Raw genomic sequence first — 9,911 nt, 5'->3', positions numbered from 1 at the left:
GTCGCGCTCGTCTCCAGGTGTCGTGTCGTCGGGTACTCGTCGTGCTGCATCGAGCGCGCGGATCCGTGTGCGGACCGAGGCGACTTCGTCGACGCCGTCGTTCCGTCGGGCGGGATCACGGGCGTGACTTGCCCACAGGGTTGTCCACAGTCGCGGCCACGGCCGCCCGGGTCGATCCGGGAGTGGTGCTTCCCCGTCGTACCGGGCCGCAGGGCGGTTCGATCACACCACTGTAAAGGACCGGAGCGGGTCGCACCGAACGGAAGTTGTCCCCAGTGTGGAGAACGCTCGCTCCCCGCTGTTCCCGGCGGATGCACGGCCTCGGACGTGCTCCGGGGTTTGACCTCGGCGCACTCGGTCACGTACCGTTGTCCAGTTGACTGCGGCCCCTTGGTCGCGCCCACCTGCGTCAACCCACCTCATTCGTGACGGCCCGCCTCGAGCGGCCGTATGGAGAAGATCATGAGCAAGCGCACCTTCCAGCCGAACAACCGCCGTCGCGCCAAGAAGCACGGCTTCCGTCTCCGCATGCGCACCCGCGCGGGCCGCAGCATCCTGGCCGCACGCCGCGCCAAGGGTCGCACCGAGCTCTCTGCGTGATCTGATCCTGCTGGGTCCGTTCACTGCTGTTCCCGGCGCCGCGTCGGCTGGACCACTCGTCCTGCCGCGCGGCGCTTCGGTGTGCCGTGTGCCGGAACCGATCGTGGTGACCGCGTGATCGCGCGTGCGAACCGCATCGTCCGGGGCGACGACTACCGGATGACGGTCCGGCGTGGGCGTCGCAGCGCGACCGGCAACGTCGTGGTGTCCGTGGTCCGACGGTCCACGGATGCGTCAGGTCCGACGCGGTTCGGGTTCATCGTGGCGAAGACGGTCGGCAACGCGGTCACCCGCAACCTGGTCCGGCGGCGTCTCAAGGCCATCGCGCACGAGCTCCTGCAGACGCACCCCGCGGGCTTCGACGTGGTGGTCCGCGCACTGCCAGCCGCTCCGCAGGCCACATGGCCTACCCTGCTCGAAGACGTCTCGCGATCGTTCGCGCGCGGTGTGGAGAAGGCAGCATGAACCGGACGCTCCTGAAGCGTGTCCTGTGGACCGTGGCGTTGCTCCCGCGCAACGCCTGCGTCGTCGTGCTCCGGGCCTACCGTGCCGTCATCTCACCCCTGTACGGCAACGTCTGTCGGTACCATCCCTCGTGCTCGCGCTACGCGCTCGAAGCGATCCAGCAGTACGGCGTCGTACGCGGGACCGCCATGGGCGCATGGCGCATCGGCCGCTGCAACCCCTGGGCTGCCGGCGGCATCGACGACGTCCCTGATCGTCGTCGGCCCTACCTCGTCAACCGGTTCGGGTTCGTCCTGGCTCCGGTGCCGCAGCAATCGCAGTCCCCGGTCAGCTCGGTCCGACCGATGCTGCTCCCCCAGCGCACTCGAAAGGCGTGACCGTCCTCATGGACCTCATCGGAACGATCCTCTGGCCCCTCAAGTGGGTGGTCTCGGCCATCCTCGTCGGCTTCCACTGGGTCTTCGAGAACCTCGGCATGGACCCGAGTGCCGGCATCACCTGGGTGCTGTCCATCATCTTCCTGACCTTCGTGGTCCGCGCCGCGCTGATCCCGATCTTCGTGCGCCAGATCAAGTCGCAGCGCCGCATGCTCGAGGTGGCGCCGCAGCTGAAGAAGATCCAGGACAAGTACAAGGGCAAGAAGGACCAGTTCTCGCGTGAGGCCATGAGCCGCGAGACCATGGCGCTGTACAAGGAGACCGGGACCAACCCGCTCAGCTCCTGCCTGCCGCTGCTGCTGCAGATGCCGATCTTCTTCTCGCTGTACTCGGTGCTGCACGAGGCGCAGATCAACAAGACCGGCATCGGCCTGCTCACGAACGACCTCGCCGCGTCGTTCGGCAACGCCTCGCTCTTCGGTGCGCCCCTGCACGAGACGTTCACGAACGCCTCCGGATGGGAAGTCCGGGTCATCGCGGGCTTCATGATCGTCGTGATGACGGCGTCGCAGTTCGTCACGCAGCTGCAGCTCGTCGCCAAGAACATGTCGCCGGAGACCAAGGAGTCTCCGATGTACCGCCAGCAGAAGATGATGCTGTACGTGCTCCCCCTGATCTTCGTGATCTCGGGTCTGTCGTTCCCCCTCGGCGTCATGTTCTACTGGCTCGCCTCGAACCTCTGGACGATGGCGCAGCAGTACTTCGTCATCCGCAGCATGCCCACGCCCGGCTCCGAGGCAGCCCTTGCCCGTGAGGCCCGTCTCGCGAAGAAGGCACAGCGTCGCGGCGTCCCGGCCGGTGTCCTCGCCGAGGCCGGCGCCGGTGCCGGAGCGGCCGAGATGGAAGCCGTGCGCATCACGACACAGCGTCAGCAGCCCGTCGGCAAGCAGCGCTCGAAGAAGAACGGGAAGAGCAAGTGACCGAGCAGGACACCGCGGCCACGGTCGACACGGAGCAGGAACCGAACGAGGACGCTCGCGACGAAGCGGACATCGCGGCGGACTACATCGAAGAACTGCTCGACATCTGCGACCTCGACGGCGACATCGAGATCGAGGAGCGCGCGGGTCGTGTGTACCTGTCCGTGACGGACGAGGGCAACAGCCTGCGCGTCCTGGCGAAGCCCGACACCGTCTCCGCGCTGCAGGAACTCACTCGCATCGCCGTCCAGGCCGAGACCGGCGAGTTCAGCCGGCTCATCCTGGACGTGGGTGGCTCACGTGACGCTCGTGCGTCGGAGCTGCAGCGGCTGGTGGACACCGCCGTCGAGCGCATCGAGGCTGGTTCTCCCACCGCGGCGCTGCCGCCGATGTCGTCGTACGAGCGCAAGCTCGTGCACGACCTGGTCGCCGAGAAGGGCTTCCGATCGGAGTCCGAGGGCGAGGGTCGCGACCGTCACACGGTCATCACCCGATGACCGACGGGGTCACCCCACTGTCCGAGGATGCTGCGCGGTCGTCTGACGGCACTGCCCCACAGCCCGTGCTCGAAGACGAGCCGAGCGCTGCGGCGACGCTGTTCGGGGATCGTCTCGAGGTGGCACGGTCGTTCACGAACGAGCTCGCACGACGGGGCGAGGAACTCGGGCTGATCGGACCCCTCGAGCTGCCGCGCCTCTGGACACGACACATCCTCAACTCCGCGCTGTTGGCACCCCTCCTGGAGGCCGACGGGCACGTCGGCGACGTCGGGTCCGGTGCCGGGTTGCCTGGCCTGGTGCTGGCGATCGCCCGTCCGGACGTCACGTTCACGCTCATCGAACCGATGGAGCGTCGCGTGGAATGGCTCACCGCCGAGGCGACTCGGCTGGGTCTCGACAACGTGTTGGTCCTCCGCGCGCGTGCTGAAGACGTGTCCGATGACCTCGTCCTCGACCAGGTGACGGCTCGCGCCGTGAGCGCACTCTCGAAGCTGATCCCGATCACGGTGCCGCTCGTGCGGTCCGGTGGGCAACTCATCCTGATGAAGGGAGCCCGGGTCGATGCGGAGGTCGCAGCGGCCCGCAAGGTGATCCTGCGGAAGCGCCTGTCCGACGTCGAGGTGCTCGAGCTCGGAGCCGGTGTGGTCGAGGAGACCACCCGGGTGTTTCGGGCTACAGTTGACTGACGCCGCGCGGCGCTGAGATCGGTCGTTCGATCGGGCGGAGCGCCCCGCGTTCCACGTGAAACATCGAACCGGGGAAGAGGCACTCGTTGAGTTCATCGACCGACTACGACGCGTCGACACCGCTCGCTCGCGAGATCGCTGACCTCACTCGGCGACGGCGGGCGATCGCCACGCAGCAGTTCCCGTTGCCGGATGCGACCCGTGTCATCACGGTGTCGAACCAGAAGGGCGGCGTGGGCAAGACCACCACGACGGTCAACCTCGCCGCGGCTCTCGCCCACGGCGGCGCTCGGGTGCTGGTGATCGACCTAGATCCGCAGGGTAACGCCTCGACCGCGCTCGGGGTCAACCACCAGGCGGACGTCGCGAGCATCTACGACGTGATCGTCGACGAGGCGCCGATCGCGGACACGGTGCAGCGCTCCCCCGAGTCAGACACGCTCTGGTGCGTACCGGCGACGATCCACCTCGCCGGTGCTGAGATCGAGCTCGTTTCGCTCGTTGCCCGCGAACAGCGGCTCCGCACAGCGCTGGATCAGTACCTGTCGTCGTTGGACGAGCCGTACCACTACGTGTTCATCGACTGCCCGCCGTCGCTCGGCCTGCTGACGATCAACGCCTTCGTGGCGGCGCAGGAAGTCCTGATCCCGATCCAGTGCGAGTACTACGCGCTCGAGGGGCTCAGTCAGCTGCTGCGCAACATCGAGCTCATCGAGCGGCACCTGAACCCGCACCTGCGGGTGTCGACGATCCTGCTGACGATGTACGACGGTCGGACCAACCTGGCCAACCAGGTGGCGAACGACGTCCGCGAACACTTCGGTGACCAGGTCCTCAAGGCCATGATCCCGCGGTCCGTGCGCGTCAGCGAAGCACCGAGCTACGGTCAGAGTGTCGTGGCGTACGACGTCAATTCCAGCGGTTCGCTCTCCTACCTGGAGGCCGCCGCCGAGATCGCAGCACGAGGAGCGAAGCACTGATGGCACCCAAGCGGACCGGACTCGGCCGAGGGATCGGCGCCCTGATCCCGACGACGCCGGCGCAGCAGGATCGTCCCGTCGACGTGTTCTTCCCCACGGGTGGATCGCCCGCGTCGGCGCCGGCGACCGAGGGAAACACCGCCGAGGACCTGCTGGCCGTCCCCGGTGCGCGTCTGGCGAACCTCAATCCGCTCGACATCGTCCCGAACGCACAGCAGCCCCGCAAGGAGTTCCGCGAAGAGGAACTGCAGGAACTCGTGCACTCCATCCGTGAGATCGGGCTGCTGCAGCCCATCGTGGTCCGGCCGATCGAGGGTGCCACGGGGACGCAGCCGCAGTACGAGCTGATCATGGGGGAACGACGCCTCCGCGCGACGAAGGAGCTGGGACTCGCGACGATTCCCGCCATCGTCAAGGAAACCCCTGATGATGCCATGCTCCGAGATGCGCTGCTCGAGAATCTGCATCGTGCTCAGCTCAACCCGCTGGAAGAAGCGTCCGCATACCAGCAGCTGCTCGCGGACTTCGGGATCACGCAGGAGCAGCTCGGGCAGCGGCTGGGCCGGTCCCGCCCGCAGATCACCAACACGATCCGTCTGCTGCGGCTTCCCTCCCCCGTGCAGCGTCGTGTCGCAGCAGGAGTGCTGTCGGCTGGTCATGCTCGCGCGATCCTCGCAGCACCGGACGCACAGGCGATGGAGTACCTCGCCGAGAAGATCGTGAACGAAGACCTCTCCGTGCGCCAGGCGGAGGCCGCCGCGCAGCAGATGACGCAGGGCACGCCGAAGAAGGCGGCGCCGCAGCCGACCAAGCGGGACGCCCACTTCGTCGACGTCGCTGAACGACTCGGTGACCGGCTGAACACCCGCGTGCAGATCGCCATGGGTGCGCGCAAGGGCCGTGTCACGATCGACTTCGCGAACGCTGCTGATCTCAACCGGATCCTCAGTGAGCTCGGCGCCGAGGACTTCGCGGGCTGAGCGACGATTCGCGTTGTTCCACGTGGAACATCGGGGAGTGCCAGGACACCGAGGTCTCGGCAGCTTCATCGCCGTGATGCTGGGTGCTGCGGCGTTGACCGGATCTGTCGTGGCCGTGGTGGTGGGCTTCGTTGTCGTCATCACGGCGCCCGAGGGTGGCGGGGTGGACTTCAGATTGCGCTACTGCGTGGTGGCCGTGGCTGCGTTGGTCCCGCTCGGTGTCACTGCACTGCAAGTAGCGCGACGCCAAGAACGGTGAGGCCTTGCGGTCTTCGGCGTCGCTTGACCACGGTCGCGGTGCGGCGGACCTCTGCATGTTCCACGTGGAACCAGTGGGCTGGCTCGCGCCTTGCATCGACGCAGCGTGGAACATCGCGGGCGGATGTTCCACGTGGAACCTACGCGTTGTGGTCCCGGATGGCCTGCTCCGCGAGCTCGGCGTAGGTCCAGCCCAGGTCGAACCCGGACGCTGAGAGTGCCTGCGGCACCAGGGAGGTCTCCGTCAGGCCCGGCAGGACGTTGGCCTCGAGGAACCATGGCGTACCCGCGCCGTCGATGATCATGTCAACGCGCGACACGTGGCGGAGCCCCAGGGCACGGTGCGCCGCGATGGCAGCGGCAGCGGTGGCGGCCGTGTGCTCGTCGGAGAGACGCGCCGGCGTGTAGAACGTGGTCTCCCCCGCGTTGTAGCGGGCCTCGAACCCGTAGAAGCCGTTCCGCGGGACGATCTCGACCGGGGCGAGGGCAACCGGCCGGTCCCCCGTGTCGATGATCCCGACGGCGACCTCGGTTCCTCGGATGAGCTGCTCGACGACGACGTCATCGCAGTACGTGTACGCGGTCACCATGGCTCGTGGGAGGTCGTTCGTGTCCTCGACCAGGGTGACGCCCTGTGCGCTGCCGCCGCGCGCTGGCTTCACCGCGAGTGGGACGGGGTGGTCAGCGGCGATCGCCTCGAGGACACCGACAGCACCGAGTTCCCGGAACACTTCGTGCGAGAGCGTCACTGAGCGCGGGGTCCGAACGCCGGCCCTGGCGACCAGTGCGGACGCCGTGGGCTTGTCCCATGCCAACCGGGCCGAGGTGGACCGTGAGCCGACGAACGGGATGTCCACGGCCTCCAGGATGCCGCGCAGCGCGCCGTCCTCTCCGGAGGCCCCGTGCAGGGCGGGCCAGACCACGTCAGGACGGGACTCGCGCAGCGCGGGCAGGAGCGATGCGTCCGCGTCACGGAGGTCGACCTGCCAGCCGTAGCCGGTCAGGGAGTCGGCAACGCGTCGGCCGGACCGGAGCGAGACGTCGCGCTCGTGGGAGATGCCTCCCGCGACGACGACGACGTGACGACGGGTGAGCTCGGCCATGCGAGAGACCTCCGGTACTGCGCGGTGAGACGGAAAGTGCTGGTCAGGAGATGTTCGGCGGCGGCGCACTGACCGATGAGGTCTGTTGGACGACGGCGTTCGGCCGGGTTGCTGACCCGAACGTCTCGATGAGCTCGAGTTCGTCGTTGACGACGTTCGCGAGCCGCTTGACGCCGACGCGGATCTGCTCGGCGGTCGGGTAGCAGAACGACAGACGGATGTGCTGCGCGCCCCGGCCGTCGGCGTAGAACGCGGTACCCGGTGTGTACGCCACCAGTTCCTTGACCGCGCGGGGGAGCATGCCCTTCGAGTTGAGCGACTCCGGCAGGGTCAGCCAGACGAAGAACCCACCGTTCGGTCGGGTCCAGGTCAGGTCGGGCAGGAACTCCCCGAGTGCCTGGAACATCGCGTCGCGGCGCTCGGCGTAGATGCCGCGGAAGGTGTCGATCTGGCCCTTCCAGTCCGCGGCGTCGAGGTACGCGTTGACGACGTACTGCCCGAAGGAGTTGGGGGCGAGGACCGCGGACTCGTTCGCCAGGACGAGCTTCTCGCGGATGGCATGCGGAGCGAGGGCCCAGCCGACGCGGAACCCCGGCGCGAGGGTCTTCGAGAAGGAGCCGAGGTAGACCACGCCCTCGTCGTCGATCGAGCGGATCGCCTGCGGTGCGGGCTCGTCGAACCACAGGAGCCCGTACGGGTTGTCCTCGAGCACGAGGATGTTGTTCGACCGGCAGATGTCGAGGACCTCGATGCGCCGCTCGCGGCTCATCGTGACGCCGGCCGGGTTGTGGAAGTTCGGGATCGTGTACAGGAACTTCATGCGCTTGTCAGCGGCCCGCAGACGGCCGATCGTCTCGCGCAGGGCCTCGGGGACCAGACCGTGCTCGTCGGTCGCCACGTGGACGGTCTCGGCCTGGTAGGACCGGAACACGCCGATGGCACCGACGTAGGACGGCGACTCGGCCAGCACGACGTCACCCGGGTCGATGAACAGCCGCGTCACGAGGTCGAGCGCATGCTGCGACCCCGTCGTGACGACGACGTCCTCGGCGCTGGCGCGGATGCCCTCGAGCGACATCACGTCGACGATGTGCTCACGGAGCTGCCGGAGGCCCTGGCCACCGCCGTACTGCAGCGCCATCGCCGCGTCTTCGGTCATCACACGGTCGATCGACCCCGTCACGAGTTCACGGGGCAGCGCGGAGACGAACGGCATGCCGCCGGCGAGTGAGACGACCTCGGGGCGGGAGGCGACGGCGAACAGGGCCCGGACCTCGGAGGCGCTCAGCCCGGCGGTGCGCTGGGCGTAGGAGTCGTACCAGGGGTCGAGGCTGTTGCCGTTCGTCATCGAGTTCTCCGTTCAGAGGCGTCCCGCCACAGTACGACATGGAGTCCGCGAACCCGGGGTGTGTGTCGCGGGCCGATCCTGAACGAGTGGACCTGTCGGACACAGGCGAACGCCCCGCCCTCCGGTGCGTGGAGGACGGGGCGTCCGGGACGTGCTGGGGGTTGCTACGCCAGGAACTCGGCGAGGTCGGCCTCGAGAGCGGGCTTCGGCTTGGCGCCGATGACGGTCTTGACGACCTCGCCGCCCTTGAAGACCTTCATCGCCGGGATCGACGTGATCTGGTAGTTCATCGCCGACTGCGGGTTGTCGTCGACGTTGAGCTTGACGATCTCGATCTTGCCGGCGTGCTCTTCGGCGATCTGGTCGAGGATCGGCGAGACGGCGCGGCACGGGCCACACCACTCTGCCCAGAAGTCGACGAGGATCGTCTTGTCGGACTTCAGGACCTCGTCCGAGAAGGTGGCGTCGGTGACTGCCTTGGCGTTGGACATGTGTGCTCCTTCGAGAAGTCGTGCGTTGGGTGGAACGGCGCTGGGCGCCGGACCATTCCCTAGGCCGAGATGGTGACGGGCTCGACCGGGGCGTCGCCCTCGGCCTTGCTGGTCAGGTCGTCGTCGAGGTCGGCGAGGAACTTCTCCGCGTCGAGCGCCGCGACGGCACCGGAACCAGCGGCCGTGATGGCCTGACGGTAGGTGTGGTCGAGGACGTCGCCCGCCACGAAGACCCCGGCGACGCCGACGGCGCGCGAGGTACGGCCCTCGACGGCGATGGTGCCCTCGGGCGCGAGCTGCAGCTGCTGGTGAACGAGGTGCACACGCGGGTCGTTGCCGATCGCGATGAACAGGCCGTCGAGTGCGAGCTCCGAAGTCTCACCGGTGACGGTGTCCTTGAGCGTGACGCCCTCGACCGCGGACTCGCCGGAGATGCCGACGACTTCCTTGTTCCAGGCGAACTCGATCTTCGGGTCGTTCGCCGCGCGGTCCTGCATGATCTTCGACGCGCGCAGCGTGTCCTTGCGGTGGATGACCGTGACCTTGTCGGCGAACCGCGTGAGGAACGTGGCTTCTTCCATGGCGGAGTCGCCACCGCCGACGACCGCGATGTTCTTCTGGCGGAAGAAGAAGCCGTCGCAGGTCGCGCACCACGAGACGCCGTGGCCGGACAGGCGCTCTTCGTCGGGGAGGCCGAGCTGGCGGTAGGCCGAGCCGGTGGCGTAGATGACCGCGAGGGCCTCGTACGTCTCGCCGGAGCCGACCGTGACCTTCTTGACGTCGCCGGTGAGCTCGACCGAGACGGCGTCGTCGTACAGGACCTCGGCGCCGAAGCGCTCGGCCTGTTCCTGCATCTTGATCATGAGGTCCGGGCCCTGGATCCCCTCGGGGAAACCCGGGAAGTTCTCGACCTCGGTGGTCTTGGTGAGCTCGCCGCCCGTCTCGACGCTGGACGCGACGATGAGTGGCTTGAGCTGGGCCCGTGCGGCGTAGATGCCGGCGGTGAACCCGGCCGGGCCGGAACCGATGATGATGAGCTGGCGCATGCCTTCAGTGCCCTTCCGTTGCTTCTGACCGGGTCAACGCATCCTACCGGCGACGCATTCCGAGGCACCCGGGAGCGCGCTCCCCGTGCGTCTGGCG

12 protein-coding genes are annotated in these 9,911 nt (G+C 67.8%); 8 read left to right on the top strand and 4 right to left on the bottom strand.

All coding sequences use genetic code 11. From position 1 onward, the window contains the following. Positions 1-462 precede the first annotated feature (462 nt). The 8 genes from rpmH to DEJ13_RS17640 all read left to right on the top strand — a co-directional run bounded on the left by rpmH (position 463) and on the right by DEJ13_RS17640 (position 5,568). Positions 463-600, top strand: a complete 138-nt coding sequence (gene rpmH / locus DEJ13_RS17675; RefSeq protein WP_055951440.1) for a 50S ribosomal protein L34 — start codon at positions 463-465, stop codon at positions 598-600. 114 nt (positions 601-714) lie between these two features. Then, on the top strand, positions 715-1,065 hold the full coding sequence (gene rnpA, locus DEJ13_RS17670) for a ribonuclease P protein component (RefSeq protein ID WP_111106120.1): 351 nt from the start codon (positions 715-717) through the stop codon (positions 1,063-1,065). Further along, on the top strand, positions 1,062-1,442 hold the full coding sequence (gene yidD, locus DEJ13_RS17665; RefSeq protein ID WP_056121002.1) for a membrane protein insertion efficiency factor YidD: 381 nt from the start codon (positions 1,062-1,064) through the stop codon (positions 1,440-1,442). Before rnpA ends, yidD begins: the two co-directional genes overlap by 4 nt. Positions 1,443-1,450: 8 nt before the next feature. Next, positions 1,451-2,422, top strand: coding sequence for a membrane protein insertase YidC (gene yidC / locus DEJ13_RS17660; RefSeq protein ID WP_056121591.1), 972 nt, complete (start codon positions 1,451-1,453; stop codon positions 2,420-2,422). Beyond that, entirely contained in the window at positions 2,419-2,919 is a 501-nt protein-coding gene (locus DEJ13_RS17655) for a Jag family protein (RefSeq protein ID WP_111106119.1), read from the top strand. Before yidC ends, DEJ13_RS17655 begins: the two co-directional genes overlap by 4 nt. Then, on the top strand, positions 2,916-3,608 hold the full coding sequence (gene rsmG / locus DEJ13_RS17650) for a 16S rRNA (guanine(527)-N(7))-methyltransferase RsmG (RefSeq protein ID WP_082517820.1): 693 nt from the start codon (positions 2,916-2,918) through the stop codon (positions 3,606-3,608). The genes DEJ13_RS17655 and rsmG overlap by 4 nt, the downstream gene beginning before the upstream one ends. Positions 3,609-3,694: 86 nt before the next feature. Beyond that, positions 3,695-4,588 carry a ParA family protein gene (locus tag DEJ13_RS17645; RefSeq protein WP_284158119.1) on the top strand — a complete coding sequence of 298 codons (894 nt, stop codon included), beginning with the start codon at positions 3,695-3,697 and terminating at the stop codon, positions 4,586-4,588. Further along, positions 4,588-5,568: a ParB/RepB/Spo0J family partition protein gene (locus DEJ13_RS17640; protein WP_111106118.1), complete on the top strand. Its 981-nt coding sequence runs from the start codon at positions 4,588-4,590 to the stop codon at positions 5,566-5,568. Before DEJ13_RS17645 ends, DEJ13_RS17640 begins: the two co-directional genes overlap by 1 nt. 398 nt (positions 5,569-5,966) lie before the next feature. On the opposite strand, the gene DEJ13_RS17635 is transcribed toward DEJ13_RS17640, so the two are convergent. The 4 genes from DEJ13_RS17635 to trxB form a co-directional block, all read right to left on the bottom strand. Continuing rightward, entirely contained in the window at positions 5,967-6,929 is a 963-nt protein-coding gene (locus DEJ13_RS17635) for a D-alanine--D-alanine ligase family protein (protein WP_111106116.1), read from the bottom strand. A 43-nt stretch (positions 6,930-6,972) separates the two neighbouring features. Further along, positions 6,973-8,277 carry an aminotransferase-like domain-containing protein gene (locus DEJ13_RS17630; protein ID WP_111106115.1) on the bottom strand — a complete coding sequence of 435 codons (1,305 nt, stop codon included), beginning with the start codon at positions 8,275-8,277 and terminating at the stop codon, positions 6,973-6,975. Positions 8,278-8,441: 164 nt separating this feature from the next. After that, positions 8,442-8,768, bottom strand: coding sequence for a thioredoxin (gene trxA, locus DEJ13_RS17625; protein ID WP_017887828.1), 327 nt, complete (start codon positions 8,766-8,768; stop codon positions 8,442-8,444). A gap of 59 nt (positions 8,769-8,827) precedes the next feature. Next, complete coding sequence (gene trxB / locus DEJ13_RS17620) at positions 8,828-9,814, bottom strand: thioredoxin-disulfide reductase (protein WP_111106114.1); 987 nt, start codon at positions 9,812-9,814, stop codon at positions 8,828-8,830. Positions 9,815-9,911: the final 97 nt, after the last annotated feature.

The sequence above is a fragment of the Curtobacterium sp. MCLR17_007 genome, from assembly GCF_003234655.2.
In the GTDB taxonomy this organism is placed as follows: domain Bacteria; phylum Actinomycetota; class Actinomycetes; order Actinomycetales; family Microbacteriaceae; genus Curtobacterium.
This window is presented reverse-complemented; position numbering and strand designations above follow the sequence as displayed.

Coding starts and splice junctions, on each gene's coding strand:
- rpmH (WP_055951440.1), top strand. CDS start 463: ATGAGCAAGCGCACCTTCCAGCCGAACAACCGCCGTCGCGCCAAGAAG.
- yidD (WP_056121002.1), top strand. CDS start 1,062: ATGAACCGGACGCTCCTGAAGCGTGTCCTGTGGACCGTGGCGTTGCTC.
- yidC (WP_056121591.1), top strand. CDS start 1,451: ATGGACCTCATCGGAACGATCCTCTGGCCCCTCAAGTGGGTGGTCTCG.
- rsmG (WP_082517820.1), top strand. CDS start 2,916: ATGACCGACGGGGTCACCCCACTGTCCGAGGATGCTGCGCGGTCGTCT.
- DEJ13_RS17640 (WP_111106118.1), top strand. CDS start 4,588: ATGGCACCCAAGCGGACCGGACTCGGCCGAGGGATCGGCGCCCTGATC.
- DEJ13_RS17635 (WP_111106116.1), bottom strand. CDS start 6,929: ATGGCCGAGCTCACCCGTCGTCACGTCGTCGTCGTCGCGGGAGGCATC.
- DEJ13_RS17630 (WP_111106115.1), bottom strand. CDS start 8,277: ATGACGAACGGCAACAGCCTCGACCCCTGGTACGACTCCTACGCCCAG.
- trxA (WP_017887828.1), bottom strand. CDS start 8,768: ATGTCCAACGCCAAGGCAGTCACCGACGCCACCTTCTCGGACGAGGTC.
- trxB (WP_111106114.1), bottom strand. CDS start 9,814: ATGCGCCAGCTCATCATCATCGGTTCCGGCCCGGCCGGGTTCACCGCC.